Raw genomic sequence first — 13,477 nt, forward strand, 5'->3', positions numbered from 1 at the left:
TTACTGCAACTGTCGACAGGCGGAAGCTGGCCGTCCGCCGGCTATGAGTGATAGGTGCTGACTCGATGACCTACATAATTCCGCAAGATATACAGGGGCGCTTACGGGGACTGCTGGTGCTGACCTCCTCCCAGTTTCCACTCGGACCGCTCTAGCTATTTGATCCGTTCCTTGCTGTCCAGGTGTGTATGGCACACACCTGAGTGCTCCGAGCCATGTATTGCACGGGCTTTTTATTTACCCTTTCACTACCCAGGGCGCGATGCTCATGGCGTCAGGGGTTGGGTCATCGCCACGGGACCGTGTGCTGCAGGTAGCCCCCGGCAAGAACCATCGACGATGGCAGGCAATACAACCCCGTTCTTCACGGCAAGTATCTCCGCCATGATGCTCACCGCGATTTCCGCGGGCGTCCTGCTGCCGATATTGATGCCGACTGGCGCATGCAGCCGTTCCAGGGATGCGGCGGTTTCGCCGAAATGCTCCATGAAGCGTTGCCTGCGGATGCCCGTATTGCGGCGTGAACCGATGGAGCCCACGTAAAACGCCGGGCTGTGCAGCGCTTCCAGGAGCGCGAGATCGTCCAGCTTGGGATCGTGGCTCAAGGCGACGATGCAGGTGCGCGTGTCGGGGGCGAGGGCCAGCACGGCGTCATCGGGCATTGCCCGGGTGATGTGCACGCCGGGCACGGACCAGCTGCCCACTTGTTCTCCGCGCGGATCGCAGACGGTCACCGCAAAGTCGTTGAACAAGGCCATGGTGGCCAGGTATTCCGCCAATGCGCCTGCGCCGATGAGCAGCATCCGGTACTGCGGCCCCAGCGTGGAACAAAGCGTCGCGCCGTCGAATTGCACTGTGGCGGGCGTCGAGGCCGGCGCCAATGTCACCGCTCCGGTGGCTACGTCAACGGTGCGCTGGACCAACTGGCCGGATTCGAGCCGCCGGACCAGGGCGTCCAGCGTTTCGTAGTCCGGCTGGAACTCCAGCAGCAGCTCCAGCGTGCCGCCGCAAGGCAGTCCGAACCGGCGCGCTTCGTCGGCTTCGATACCGTAGCGCACCAGTTCAGGCGCGCCTTGCGCGATGGCGCCTGTGCCATGGGCGCGGGTGTATCGATGAATCAGGTCGTCTTCGATGCACCCGCCCGAAACAGAGCCGACGCAGCGCCCGTCTTCGCGCAGCGCCATCATGGAGCCGACGGGGCGCGGGGAGGAGCCCCAGGTCTTGACCACCGTGGCCAGCAGCAGCCTGTGCCCGTCCGCCAGCCAGGCGCGGGCTTCGCGCAACACGCGGACGTCGACCGTCTCCATGCCTAGGCTACCCTGCGCACCGGCAGGCTGCGGATCCGCTTGCCGGTGGCGGCAAAGATGGCATTGCACAGCGCGGGCGCGACGGGCGGCACCGGGGGCTCGCCCACGCCGCCAGGAGGCAGGGTGTGATCGTCGTTGACCAGATGCGTGCGGATCACGCGCGGCGAGGCATTGTGGCGCAGCACTTCATAGTCGTGGAAGTTGCTCTGCTTCACGCGGCCGCGTTCGAACGTGATCTCGCTGGCAAGGGCAAGGCCCAGGCCCATGATGGCGCCGCCTTCCATCTGCGCGCGGATGCGTTCGGGGTTGATTTGCGGACCGCAGTCCATCGCCATGTCCACGGCCACCACGCGCACCTCGCCCTTTGCATCCACGGCCACCTCGACCACGGTGGCGGTGTAGCTCATGAAGCTGTAGCAGAATGCCAGCCCAAGGCCGTGGCCCTGGGGCAGTGTTCTGCCCCATTCCGCGCCTTTGCAGGCCGCTTCGATCACGCCGCGCAGGCGGCTCGTGTCGTAGGGATAGAGCTCGGGGGATTCTGAGTAGTTCCAGGTGTCGGCCATTGTGCCCGGGTCGATCCTGCGCGCCGGGCCGATGAGGTCGAGCGCGAAATCCTTGGGGTCCTTGCCCGCGCGGTGGGCCAACTCGGCGATGAAGCACTGGGCAGCGTAAGCGTGCGGAATGTTGGCTACCGAGCGGAACCAGCCAATACGGGCATGGGCCTCCACTTCGGCCGTTTCCACCCGGACGTTGGGAATGCGGTACGGCATGTTGATGGCCGACATGGCCGATTCGAAGAGCTGCTGGCCCTTGGCGCCTTCCGAAAAGAGGGAGGCGATGGTGGGGGCGGCACTGCGGTGCAGCCAGGACTGGACCTGGCCGTTCTTGTCCAGAACGGCCTCCAGGCGTTCGACCGACACGGTATGCAGATAGTCATGATGAATGTCGTCCTCGCGAGTCCACACCAGCTTGACTGGCGTGCCTTCGGGCATGGCGCGGGCGACGATGGCTGCCTCGTCCACGAAATCGGGCTTGGACTTGCGGCCGAACCCGCCGCCCAGCAGCAAGACATTGACCGTGACGTCGGCGGGCTCCAGTTTCAGCCGGGCGGCGACGGCATCGCGCGCGGCGATGGGGTTCTGGATCGACGTCCAGACCTCGGCGCGGCCATCCTTGATCCGGACGGTGGCCGCTGGCGGTTCCATCGAGGCATGGGCCAGATGGGGAACGTAGTACTCCGCGGCGACGCGCTCGGCTTCGGGCGCCTTGGCCCAGGCTTGCGCGGCATCGCCCTGGCTGCGCATGGTCTTGCCGGGCTTGCGCGCTGCCGATTCCAGCGTCTGGCGGTAGGCGCTTGAGTCGTAGCTGCCGTTGGGGCCGTCGTCCCATTCGATTTGCAGCGCGTCGCGGCCTTGGCGGGCCGCCCAGGTGTTGCGCGCGACGATTGCGACGCCGCCCAGGGGCTGGAATGCGGGGGCCCCTTGCATTGGCGGAATCTCCACGACCTTCAGCACGCCGGGCACGGCCAGCGCCTTGGCGCTGTCGAGACGGCGCAGCTTGCCGCCGACGACAGGGGGACGTGCGACGACGGCATAGACCATGCCTGGCAGGCGCATATCCATGCCGTAGCTGGCCTGGCCCTTGCCGATGGCCTCCAGGTCCACCAGGCGCACGTGCTCCTTTCCGATATAGCGGAACTCGGCCCGATCCTTGAGCTTGAGGGCATCGCCCGCGGGAACCGGCTGTTTGGCCGCGTCCGCCGCCAACTCGCCATAAGTCAACCGGCGCCCGGAAGGCTGGTGCAGCACCTCGTGTTGCACCGCTTTGACCTCGGCCACAGGAACCGACCAGCGCGCTGCCGCCGCTGCTTCGAGCATTTGGCGGGCGGCCGCACCGACGCGTCGCATGGGCATCAGGAAGTGCCGCACGCTGCGCGAGCCATCCACGTTCTGGTTGCCATAGCGCGCTTCATCGGCCTGCGCCTGCATGACCTTGACGCGGTCCCAGCGCGCTTCCATTTCGTCGGCCACCACCATGGGCAGGCTGGTGCGCACGCCCGTGCCCATTTCGGCGCGGTGCGCGACGATGGTGACGGTGCCGTCCGCGGCGATGCTGACGAAAACCAGCGGGTCGTCGACGGTGCCGCCGGGCATGCTGTCAGCGCCGTACTTCTGGGCGGGGGACTCGGCGGCCCAGGCTGCCGTGATCAAACCCCTGGCCGTGACCGTCAGGGTGAGCGCGCCCAAGGCGCCCTGCAGAAAGCCGCGCCGGGAAAGTTGAGCGGTGTGCGTCATTGCTTGCCTCCCTGGGCGAGGAGCCTGGCCGCCTGCTGGATGGCTGCGCGGATGCGAGGATAGGTGCCGCAACGGCAGATATTGCCGCTCATGGCGTCCTCGATGTCTTGGTCGGTCGGCTGCGCCGAGACCTTGAGCAGGCTTACCGCCGTCATGATCTGGCCCGCCTGGCAGTAGCCGCATTGGGCAACGTTCTGTTCTATCCAGGCTTGCTGCACCGCCCGGCCGACCGCATCCGCCTCTATCCCTTCGATGGTCGTGATGCTGTGGCCTGCCACGGCGGAGAGCGGGGTGACACAGGACCGGATTGGCGCGCCGTCCATGTGCACGGTACAGGCGCCGCACAACGCCATGCCGCACCCGAATTTGGTGCCGGTCATGCCGAGTTCATCCCGTAAAGTCCAGAGCAAGGGCGTTTCGCCCGGGACGTCGATATCCTTGGCCTGGCCATTGATTTGAAGTTGGGTCATGGAGGAATCCTTGGTGGGCGGGCATGGCAGGCGAAAGCTTGCCTGAACCGTGAGTGAATCACTTTTTCAAATCGGAATTCTGCCTAAAAATTCAAAAAATCTGCCTAATTGTTCCAGACAGAACTTAAGGGCGACGAGCCAGAGCTGGCGCCTGGAGCCCACGCGAACGGCTCCTTCGGATCGTCGAGGGTCAGCCCCGAGGATGTTACGCCTTCGGCCGGCCCGTCGGTGAGCACGGTGTATCCGTGCTGCCAGGTCGCGTGCAGCCCCATTTTTTCGGTTGCGCTGCAATGACGTCCACCCTGTCACATCCCATACCAGCATCTCCGCTGGCCTTCCCCGGTCCCCGATCCAGGCCTAGCCTGTCGGCTCTTTCATCTTCGACAGGAGACCCGCATGGTGAAGGCGAAACGGGTGGGCGTGCCCTATGGCGTGGAAGTAACGAACGGCCAAAACGTCCTGCTCTCCGACACGCAAAAAGACGGCAAGGGAGGAACCGCGGGCATGCGGCCGCACGAACTTCTTGAAAGCGCGCTAGCGGCCTGTGTCTGCATGTCCATCGGCATGGCCGCGGACCGCGCCGGCGTTGCGTTGCCCGAGGCGACGGTGCAGGTGGACATCGATAGGCTGGATGACGAAACCGGATTCGAGGTGAGTTTGCGCTTCGCTGCGGCGCTGACGGCGGCGCAGCAGGATCTGGTTCGCGACGCGGCGCAGGCATCGCCGGTTGCGCGCACGTTGGGCAAGACGGTGCGGGTGCGGCCAGCTGTGTTCCTGGTGGCCTGAAGAGGATGCGGGCAGAACGCGCTTCTGCCCGAGGCTCACCTACTGCCCGAACTCATAAACATAACTATTCGCCGAGCCTGCCGCTTGGTTGTACAGCGGGCACCAGCCGTTGACCGGGGCCACTTCGCAATACCGGTTGCGGCCATACACCTGGGCGATCTTCCAGTCCTGGGTCTTGTCGGCGCGTTCCAGCAGGTACTGCATGCGCACGCCGCGCTCCTTGCGGTCGCGTTCGTCGTTGTCCACCGGAAAGCCGGGCGTGGAGGGCGTGGTGTTGCGGATCTGGGCGACGACGAAGGCGCGCGTGTCGGATTGGACATCGACGTTGACGACACTGCGCTCGTAGATCTCGACGCTGCATTTTTGGTCGCCGTTCTGCCGGGCCTGCAGCTGTGCGGTGCTCAGCGAGTCTTCGGCGGCGCTGAAGGGACGGTAGAGTTCGGCCAGTTCCTTGCAGGCGGTGGCGGTATAGCGGTCGTGCGCGTCGCGCACCTGCCACCAGGATTTCACCGCCGCTTCCGGCGTGTTGGCGGCCAGCTGCAGTTGCGGCGTGGCGGCTTGAAGCCGTTCCCAGGGGGTCTCTTCCTGCTTGGAGCAACCCGTCAAGGCGATTGCCAGAACGAGCAGTAGGGCGGGCTTGGTCACGGTACTGAATCGGGTAAACAAATCGGGGGCACCATGATACCCCTTCCGCCGAGGCGCTCATCCCGTCAGGCGGGACGCAGCGCCCGCTTGTACGCTTCCAAGGTGCTGAACATCTTGCCCGCAAGCCGGAAATTGGCATCGGCGTAGCCCCGGGCGTTGCCGATTACCGCTTCGGTTCGTTCCGGATCGCCGCGGATCTGCATGATGCAATCCGCGTAGCCGGCGACGTCGCCCGGCGCGGCCAGCCAACCGGTCTGACCCGGCGTGACGATTTCCGGCAAGCCGCCGACGTCGCTGGCGACCACGGGGCGGCGCGCGGCGAACGATTCGGGCACGACGCGCGACCAGGCTTCGGTGGCCGAAGGCACCAGCACCACGTCGGCGGCGCGGATCATTTCCGCAACATTGTTGCGATGGCCGGCGAACACCACATGCTCGGAGATGCCCAGATCCACCGTCAGCTGGTGCAGCGCATAGGCATAGGGCTTGGTGCTGGCCGTGGGCATGCCGACCACCAACGCGATGGCGGGCAGGCCCAGGCCGCGTAACCGGTGCACCACGCGCAACAGATCGGCCTGGCCCTTCTCGGGACGCAGCATGCCTATGGTGGCAATGACGCAGGCGCTGTCGGGGGCGCGGATGCCCAGGGCTTGCCGGGTGCGCAGGCGCGATTGCGGCGTGTCGCCGGACTGGAAGAAGTCGTCCGCGGCCCACTCTCCGACCACGCTGATCCGCTGCGCGGGCGCCAGGCGCGCCGCGACGATTTCCTGCTTGCCCAGCAGGCTGGTCGCGATGACGTGGTCGCAGCCGAGTTTCCATTCCAGCCGGCGCCGCGGGGAGGAGGGCATGGGCTTGGCGAAGTGGCGCGTCCTGACGACCGTGCACAGGTCGCGGCACAGCGCGGCGGTCTTGCCGTCCGCGCGGCTGTGGCTGTCGATGAGGTCGATGCGCAACGTCTTGACCGCGCGCCGCAGCTTCAGGACCGTGGCCGGCGAGTAGGCGGCATCGAAGTCTATGTCCACCGCGCGCAGGCCGCGCTGCCGCGCTTCGCGCCCGATTTCACTGTCCGCCGGAGCCGCGATCGCCACTTCGTAGCCATGGCGTTGCAGCCATGCCGATTGTTCGAGGACGCGGAATTCCAGCCCGCCCAAGCTGCGTTCAGCCAGCGTATGCAGGATGCGCATGATGCTCCAGGACTTTGCGGCAGGCGCCCAGCACGTCATCGGGCGTGATGGAATTGATGCCGTCGCGGGGATGGCGGGGCACGACCGCGGCGGAGTAGGGGCGGTCCCAGAACCATTCCGGATTGGACTCGTTGAAGACGCCCACGTAGGGCACGCAGGCGCCCTGGGCGATATGCGACGGGCCGCAATCGTTGGCTACGATCAGGCGCGCACGCAGCATGATGGCGCTGAGCTCCGGCACCGAACGGCAGTAGGCGATGGAAAATTCAGGGCGCCGCATGGTTTCGAGCTTGTCGCGTTCGATGACCTCTTGTTCCCCCAGCACGAACAGGAAGCGGGTGTCCGGGCCCAGCAGCAGTTTCAGCCTCTCGGCCAGGCGCAGATAGTTCAGCAGGCTCCAGCGCTTGAACGCGCCGGAGCCGCCGCCAGGGATCATGACCACGTCGGCCCCTGGTTCCTCGTGCCGATGAGGTTGGGCCAGCGTCTGGAAGCAGCGGCGCGCCGCGGCCTCGGCGTCGAACTGCTGGTACGACGCCAGCAGCCGGAGATTGGCCAGGCCGATGTACTCGGCAATGCTCTTGCGATGGGAGTGCGTCCAGGCCAGGTCGCTCATCCGCGCGTTGTGAAAACCGAAGCGCATGGTTGGCCGGCGCAGCAGGTTGATCAGGCCGAAGCGTTCGCTGCTGTGATGCAGGCTGACGCAAACCGGGGTGTGCTTCTTGAGCGTGCGCAGATAGTCACCGAACGTGGCGGCCCGGACGAACTCGTCGACCCAGGGCACGCCGCGGTAGAAGCCGGCCAGGTCGTCGCGGGCCACCACCCGGATCCGCCTGGAAGCCCACCAGGTTTTCAGTTGATAGAGCGCCGGCAGGGCGACGATCTGGTCGCCCAGCCGGGGCTGGCTTCTGACATAGACGACGACTTCCGACATGGGCAACCTCGCTTGCACGGCAGTTTTTTGGAGGTCCGCAGACCGCTGCCGCGCAATGTATCGATCCAGTCGAATGAATCTTTCCGAGGTCTTTTAAGGAGTGTGAAGAACCTGCCGAACGTGCTTTACACAACTAAACAACTACGCCCGTATGCGGTTCGCGTTCACGTCGTCGTTGCGCGCTTACTTGGAACCGCCCGAGTTCGGGTAGCCCGGAGGCGGCGCCGCGCCACCGCCCTTGGTACTGGGCACGTTGTCGTTGGCTTCGCGGTGGCGACCCTGCTTGTCGGTCTTGTGCATGTCCGACCGGGTGTGGTCGCTCTTGTTCAGGTTGGGCGGGTTGGTCGGCGTGTTCGGCGTCGCATTTGGCGCGGGCGGCTTCTGTCCGGGCGGCACGGGCTGGTTGGGGGGGACGGCGGTGCTGTCGTTGGGCGTGTTGGACGGCGAGGTGGGCATGGCTGACTGCGCCAGCGCACCGGCCGAAGCCAGTCCGGCGGACAGGGCCAGCGCGTAGGTGAAGGCTCGGATTTTCATGAGTACGCTCCTATGTGGGAAATGCTGGAACCTATCCGCAAGCGTCATGCCCGGCCGGCGGGCCGTCTCTCCTCTCTCTGTGACGGTCCGCGGAACGGAAGTTTTTACCGACGTCCTGACGTCATGTCAGTCGGCCCCCGTCCTGGCGCTTTCGGCATGGCGGTTGCTGACGCCATCCGCATTTCGGCCCATTCACATAGACATGCCTGCCACGCCCCTCCATCCTTTTGCGGCCCGTCCAGGTTCCTTGGACCCAGGCGGGCCGCTGGCCGTGATTTCGCCGCATCTGGACGATGCCGTTTTCAGTTGCGGCGGATTGCTGCAAGCTCATCCCGGCAGCACCGTCATTACCGTATGTACGGGCCTGCCCGACAGGGCCGACCGCGCCGCCGACTGGGACCGCCGCTGCGGATTCGCGACGGCCGCCCAGGCGATGGAAGGGCGCATGGCCGAGGAACGCGAGGCCTTGCGGATCACGGCGAGCGCCGCCCTGGGCCTGGGCTTTCTTGATTCGCAATACCGCCAGGAACGGCAGGCAAACATTTCCCTGCTTGCGGACAGGCTGTTGCATGCCCTGGTCCGCGTGGCAGCCCGCCGGGTGGCCCTGCCCCTCGGGTTATTTCATGACGATCACATCAGCGTGAGCGAGGCGGGCCTGCGGGTATGGCGGATATGTCCGCGGCTCTCGTGGTTTCTCTACGAGGACGTGCCATACCGTGCGCGCGCGGGCGCGGTGCGAGAACGGCTCGCGCAGTTGGAAGCCCGCGGCATTGCCATCGCCCGCGCGCGGCTGAACTCGGACCTGGAACGCAAGGCGCAGGCGGTAATGGCCTACGCATCGCAATTGCGGGGCCTGGGCGGACTGCCGGCCAGCGCGGCGCAGCCCGAAGGCTACTGGCGCATCGTCGGACCGGGAGCGCCAGGGTGAGAGCATGGACCTTGCCGCCGCGGGTATCCGTCGTGGTGCTGACACATAACCGCTGCCGCGAACTCTGCCGCACCTTGGGGCGGCTGAACGCGCAGCCGGACAGCCACCCCATCGTCGTCGTGGACAACGGCAGCGCGGATGGCACCGCGTCGACCGTGTTGCGCCAGTTCCCGGATGTGCTGTTGATTCGCGCGGGCGCCAACCTGGGAGCCGCCGGCCGCAACCTGGGCGTGGAGCGCGTGACGACTCCCTACGTCGCTTTTTGCGACGATGACACCTGGTGGGGCCACGGTTCGCTGGAGCGTGCAGCCGACGTGCTCGACCGACATGCCGACATCGCCGTCTTGAACGCCTGCATCAGCGTGGGAGCAGGCGAACGCGAGGACCCGGCCTGCGCGGCCATGGCCTGCAGCCCGCTGCCTCGGGTTGCGGGGGTGGGACCGGAGTTGACGGGTTTCATGGCTGGTGCCTGCGTGATGCGAGTCGGCGCGTTTCGGCTGGCGGGGGGCTATTGGCGGCCGTTCTTCATCGGAGGCGAGGAAGCCTTGCTTGCGCAGGACATCATGGCCGAGGGAGGGCGGATCGTCTATGCACCGCAGTTGCACGTCCACCATTGGCCATCGCTGGCGCGCGACGGCGCGCTGCGACGCCGGATGCTGGCGCGCAATGCGCTGTGGACGGCCTGGCTGCGGCTGCCTCCGGCGCTGGCATTGGCCCGCAGTCTTTCCATCTTGCGCGGGGTGCCCGCGTGGGGAGCGCGAATCCAAGCCTTACGTGACGCTTGCGCCCACTGGCGGACGATCCGGGCGCACCGTCGTCCCTTGGATGCCTCCATTTGCGCAAAGCTGAAGCAGGTCTGGTCAACGCAAGCCGGGCGCTGACTTTCAGGCATGCGAATTGCGCACCGCCCGCGTCGATGTGCCGCGGCAAACCTACTGGGAGGGATTTCCTCATGCAAAACATACCTTTGGCCGCCTACTGGGAGCGGGAGGCGGCAGCGCAGGCCGTGAAGCTTGCGCTTCCCATGCTCGAAGCCGCACGCGGCGATAGCGGCGTTGGCGAAAGCGGCTTTTTCCACGTGGTGATCATGAATCCATTGGCCCGCCCGGAAGCTTGCGACTTCGCGAGCGCCATTCTTTACGAAGAAAGCGTGGGAGATCCGCGGGAATGGGACGCCGATTATGGCGCTTATGCCCGCGGCAAGGCGCGATTGAGTTGGCGCACCGGGCGATCCAGCCACGACGTCCTCGCATTGCAACCGCATCTGCTGCATGCCAAGGACACGCGGGTGTGGGGCAGTGTGGCTATCGACGGCATCGTGGTAGCGGTCAGCGGCGCGAATCCCTGGTTCGACGAGGCCTTCGCCGCCGCCATCGCGTATCTGTTCAAGGCGGTGGTTCTGGGGCGGCAGGATCGTTCCTGAGCGGAAAGCGTGCCGCTTTGCGGGATGGCGTTGCGCCGGCACGCATCAAACCGGTTGCGGCGGAATGGCATTTGCTGGCGCAGTCCCCCGTCTACGAGGGAGCCTGCCATGAAGGAAACCGGAAGCAATGGGACCGACTTCGCCCGCAAGGAGGTCACCCGTAGCATTCTGCTGGCGCTGTGGAAGTACCGGCGCCGTACTGCCGCCGCCGTAGGATTGCTGGTGGCGGCCAAGCTGCTCATGGTACTGGTGCCGGTCCTGCTCAAGCAGATTGTCGATACGCTAAGCGGGCCCGGCATGCTGACGCTGCCGGTGTTCCTGCTGCTAGGCTACGCGCTCATGCGATTCGGCGGCAGCGTATTCACCGAGTTGCGAGATGTGGTGTTCGTGCGGGTTGCCCAGCGCAGCGTAGCGGACTTCACAATACGCGTGTTCGACCAGCTGCAGCGCCTGGGCGCCAGGTTCCACGGCGCCAGGCAGACCGGCAGCCTGGCGCGCGACGTGGAGCGCGGAACGGCCGGGGTAGGGTTCCTGTTGGGCACGGGCCTGTTCACGCTATTGCCGACGCTGGTGGAGATCGTTTCCGTCGTGCTGATCCTGGTAATGGGATACAGCGCCTGGTTCGCACTCATCGTCACCGTTACCTTCGCCGCCTACTTCACCTACACGACGGTGCTGGTACGCAAACGCGTGGCCTATCAGCGTCGGCTCAATGAACTGGATTCACGGGCCAGCGGCCGGATGGTGGACAGCCTGCTCAATTACGAGGCGGTGAAGCTCAATGCCAATGAAGCGCTGGAATCCGAGCAACTGACCCGCGTGCTGGGCGATTGGACCGAAGTCGGAATACGGAACCAGCGTTCGCTGTCGCGGCTGCATGTGGGCCAGAGCGGAATCATCGCCTGCGGCGTGGCTGCGGTCATGCTGCTGGCAGGCCAGCAGGTCGTGAGCGGGCAGATGACGGTGGGCGATCTGGTGCTCGTCAATGCCTACATCATCCAGATCTGCCTGCCGCTCAATACGCTTGGGCTCATCTTCAGGCAGGCGAAGGAAGCGTTCGTAAATGCGGAGCGGGTTTGCGACCTGCTGCGCCATCCCGCGGAAACCGGCGACGACGCGAGCCTGCCGGCGCTGGATCCCGGCGCGGGCGACATCCGCTTCGAAAACGTGGGCTTTGGCTACGAGCCCGGGCGCCAGATCCTGTGGGATATCGACTTTTCGGTTCCGGCGGGCACTACGCTGGCGGTGGTGGGCGGCAGCGGTTCGGGCAAGTCCACGCTGGCGCGCCTGCTGTTTCGCTTCTACGACCCGGACGCGGGCCGCATCGTCGTCAATGGGCAGGATCTGCGCACGGCCAATGTGCGCAGCGTGCGGCGGGCGCTGGGCATCGTTCCACAGGACACGCTGCTTTTCAACGACACCATCGCCTACAACATCGCATACAGCCGGCCGGACGCCACCCGCGACCAGATCGTCCAGGCGGCGCGCGGGGCGCGGGTGCACGACTTCATCGACAGCCTGCCCGCCGGGTACGACACGCCGGTCGGCGAGCGCGGAGTCAAGCTCTCGGGCGGCGAACGTCAGCGTATCGCCATCGCGCGGGCCATCCTGAAGAATCCGCCCATCCTGGTTTTCGACGAGGCGACGTCCGCACTGGACACCCGTACCGAGCGCGCCATCCAGGCCGAACTGGAGCGGCTTTCCCGCGGGCGCACGACGCTGATCATCGCCCACAGGCTGTCCACCATCGTGCATGCGCACAACATCCTGGTGCTGGACCGCGGCCGCGTGGTCGAGCAGGGGCGGCATGAGGCGCTGCTGGCGCAGGACGGGATGTATGCGCAGATGTGGGCCTTGCAGCGTCAGCAGTCCGCATTGGAGGAGGCCCGCGGGCACGATACGCGGCAGCCGGTCAATCTGCTGGCGGTCGTGGCAGGCGTGCTGGACGCGCTGCGCGAGATCGCGCAGGAGAAAGGCGTGAACCTCTACACCTTGATCGGCAATGAAGCCGCGCGCATCACGGGGGATCCGAGCACCTTGCAGCAGCTGGTCTGGGACCTGTGCCTGCATGCCGTGGCCGTCACGCCGCCGGGTGGACGCATCGAAATCCGGCTGCGTCGCGAAGGCCCGATGACCCGGCTGGCCGTGACCGACGGCCGCAAGGAGCGCGCGGTGGATGCGGCGCCCGTGGAAGCTGACGATTCGTTGAATGTCCCCGATACCTTGCGTGCCGCGGCCGCGCTTGATCCCGCGCAGCTTTCCGCCTTGGTCCAGCGGCAAGGCGGCGTCTTCCATAGCGCGTTCGCGCCGGCTGGCGGACTGACCTATTCCGCCGATTTCCCGGTACGCGCGGTGGAGGCGACGGCGCTGCGCAGCGATATGCGCCTGCCCAATCTGCGCGACGCATTCATCATGGTGGTCGACGACCAGCAGGAAGCGCGCGAGATGCTTGCCGAAATCCTGCGCTCGCACGGTGCGAGGGTTGCCCAGCACAAGGACGGCGAGCAGGCACTGGCGGCGTTCGAGGCCCTGCCGGCCGAACAGTGGCCCCAGGTGCTGATCTGCGATCTGTCGCTGGCCGACATCGATGGCTACGAAGTCGTGGGGCGCATACGTGCGATGGAGGCGGACCGGGGCGCGGCGCTGGCGTTGAGATTGCCCGCTATTGCACTGTCCGGCCATGTTACGCAGGAGGCGCGCCTGCGCAGCCTGTTGGCGGGATTCCAGGTCCATCTGGCCAAGCCGGTGGACCCCAATGAGCTGCTGGCGACCGTGGGGTCTCTGCTGCCCGCGGCCGCACATGGGCAGGGCGATCATGGCACTTCTTACACTCGCGGGTAAGAAGTGCCGACAGGCGCCGCGAGCATCGCTCCGGCTGAAAAATACGACTCGTGGAGAGTCGTTGCGGCACGCTGCTTGCTCCTCTCAAACCGTACGTCCTGCGCCGCGCAAAGGCCCGGCCAGCATCGAACGAA

12 protein-coding genes are annotated in these 13,477 nt (G+C 66.0%); 5 read left to right on the plus strand and 7 right to left on the minus strand.

Going from position 1 to position 13,477, the window contains the following annotated elements; genetic code table 11:
• Positions 1–266: 266 nt before the first annotated feature.
• Genes DXK93_RS05310 through DXK93_RS05320 form a run of 3 tightly spaced genes read right to left on the minus strand, consistent with a single transcriptional unit; the run spans position 267 to position 4,071 of the window.
• Positions 267–1,307, minus strand: coding sequence for an XdhC family protein (locus DXK93_RS05310; protein ID WP_119449552.1), 1,041 nt, complete (start codon positions 1,305–1,307; stop codon positions 267–269).
• Between the two features lie 2 nt (positions 1,308–1,309).
• Positions 1,310–3,601 carry a xanthine dehydrogenase family protein molybdopterin-binding subunit gene (locus DXK93_RS05315; RefSeq protein ID WP_119449553.1) on the minus strand — a complete coding sequence of 764 codons (2,292 nt, stop codon included), beginning with the start codon at positions 3,599–3,601 and terminating at the stop codon, positions 1,310–1,312.
• Positions 3,598–4,071 (minus strand): (2Fe-2S)-binding protein, encoded by a 474-nt coding sequence (locus DXK93_RS05320; RefSeq protein ID WP_054453532.1) that lies wholly within the window; start codon positions 4,069–4,071, stop codon positions 3,598–3,600. The genes DXK93_RS05315 and DXK93_RS05320 overlap by 4 nt, the downstream gene beginning before the upstream one ends.
• 396 nt (positions 4,072–4,467) lie before the next feature.
• Between DXK93_RS05320 and DXK93_RS05325 the strand changes: the two genes are divergently transcribed.
• Positions 4,468–4,857, plus strand: a complete 390-nt coding sequence (locus DXK93_RS05325; RefSeq protein WP_054453530.1) for an OsmC family protein — start codon at positions 4,468–4,470, stop codon at positions 4,855–4,857.
• Between the two features lie 39 nt (positions 4,858–4,896).
• Here the strand turns inward: DXK93_RS05325 and DXK93_RS05330 are convergent, their stop codons facing one another.
• The 4 genes from DXK93_RS05330 to DXK93_RS05345 form a co-directional block, all read right to left on the minus strand.
• Positions 4,897–5,502, minus strand: coding sequence for a hypothetical protein (locus DXK93_RS05330; RefSeq protein ID WP_119449602.1), 606 nt, complete (start codon positions 5,500–5,502; stop codon positions 4,897–4,899).
• 65 nt (positions 5,503–5,567) lie between these two features.
• Positions 5,568–6,686: a glycosyltransferase family 4 protein gene (locus DXK93_RS05335; protein ID WP_119449554.1), complete on the minus strand. Its 1,119-nt coding sequence runs from the start codon at positions 6,684–6,686 to the stop codon at positions 5,568–5,570.
• On the minus strand, positions 6,661–7,617 hold the full coding sequence (locus DXK93_RS05340) for a glycosyltransferase family 9 protein (RefSeq protein ID WP_119449555.1): 957 nt from the start codon (positions 7,615–7,617) through the stop codon (positions 6,661–6,663). Before DXK93_RS05340 ends, DXK93_RS05335 begins: the two co-directional genes overlap by 26 nt.
• Before the next feature lie 183 nt (positions 7,618–7,800).
• Complete coding sequence (locus DXK93_RS05345) at positions 7,801–8,151, minus strand: hypothetical protein (protein ID WP_054453523.1); 351 nt, start codon at positions 8,149–8,151, stop codon at positions 7,801–7,803.
• A gap of 271 nt (positions 8,152–8,422) precedes the next feature.
• Here DXK93_RS05345 and DXK93_RS32265 point away from each other — a divergent pair, with 271 nt between their 5' ends.
• The 4 genes from DXK93_RS32265 (at position 8,423) to DXK93_RS05365 (ending at position 13,343) form a co-directional block, all read left to right on the plus strand.
• Entirely contained in the window at positions 8,423–9,079 is a 657-nt protein-coding gene (locus DXK93_RS32265; protein WP_158598546.1) for a PIG-L deacetylase family protein, read from the plus strand.
• Positions 9,076–9,960 (plus strand): glycosyltransferase family 2 protein, encoded by an 885-nt coding sequence (locus DXK93_RS05355; RefSeq protein WP_255423347.1) that lies wholly within the window; start codon positions 9,076–9,078, stop codon positions 9,958–9,960. Before DXK93_RS32265 ends, DXK93_RS05355 begins: the two co-directional genes overlap by 4 nt.
• A 143-nt stretch (positions 9,961–10,103) precedes the next feature.
• Positions 10,104–10,502, plus strand: a complete 399-nt coding sequence (locus DXK93_RS05360; RefSeq protein ID WP_233564510.1) for a hypothetical protein — start codon at positions 10,104–10,106, stop codon at positions 10,500–10,502.
• Positions 10,503–10,610: 108 nt separating this feature from the next.
• On the plus strand, positions 10,611–13,343 hold the full coding sequence (locus DXK93_RS05365) for an ATP-binding cassette domain-containing protein (protein ID WP_119449559.1): 2,733 nt from the start codon (positions 10,611–10,613) through the stop codon (positions 13,341–13,343).
• The last annotated feature ends 134 nt before the right edge of the window (positions 13,344–13,477 follow it).

The organism is Achromobacter sp. K91 (assembly GCF_003576205.1).
In the GTDB taxonomy this organism is placed as follows: Bacteria; Pseudomonadota; Gammaproteobacteria; order Burkholderiales; family Burkholderiaceae_B; genus Achromobacter; species Achromobacter aegrifaciens.

Excerpts from the sequence above, each read along its gene's own strand:
- DXK93_RS05310 (WP_119449552.1), bottom strand. The coding sequence starts at position 1,307 with ATGGAGACGGTCGACGTCCGCGTGTTGCGCGAAGCCCGCGCCTGGCTG.
- DXK93_RS05365 (WP_119449559.1), top strand. The coding sequence starts at position 10,611 with ATGAAGGAAACCGGAAGCAATGGGACCGACTTCGCCCGCAAGGAGGTC.
- DXK93_RS05345 (WP_054453523.1), bottom strand. The coding sequence starts at position 8,151 with ATGAAAATCCGAGCCTTCACCTACGCGCTGGCCCTGTCCGCCGGACTG.
- DXK93_RS05320 (WP_054453532.1), bottom strand. The coding sequence starts at position 4,071 with ATGACCCAACTTCAAATCAATGGCCAGGCCAAGGATATCGACGTCCCG.
- DXK93_RS05335 (WP_119449554.1), bottom strand. The coding sequence starts at position 6,686 with ATGCGCATCCTGCATACGCTGGCTGAACGCAGCTTGGGCGGGCTGGAA.
- DXK93_RS05315 (WP_119449553.1), bottom strand. The coding sequence starts at position 3,601 with ATGACGCACACCGCTCAACTTTCCCGGCGCGGCTTTCTGCAGGGCGCC.
- DXK93_RS05360 (WP_233564510.1), top strand. The coding sequence starts at position 10,104 with ATGCTCGAAGCCGCACGCGGCGATAGCGGCGTTGGCGAAAGCGGCTTT.
- DXK93_RS05325 (WP_054453530.1), top strand. The coding sequence starts at position 4,468 with ATGGTGAAGGCGAAACGGGTGGGCGTGCCCTATGGCGTGGAAGTAACG.
- DXK93_RS05340 (WP_119449555.1), bottom strand. The coding sequence starts at position 7,617 with ATGTCGGAAGTCGTCGTCTATGTCAGAAGCCAGCCCCGGCTGGGCGAC.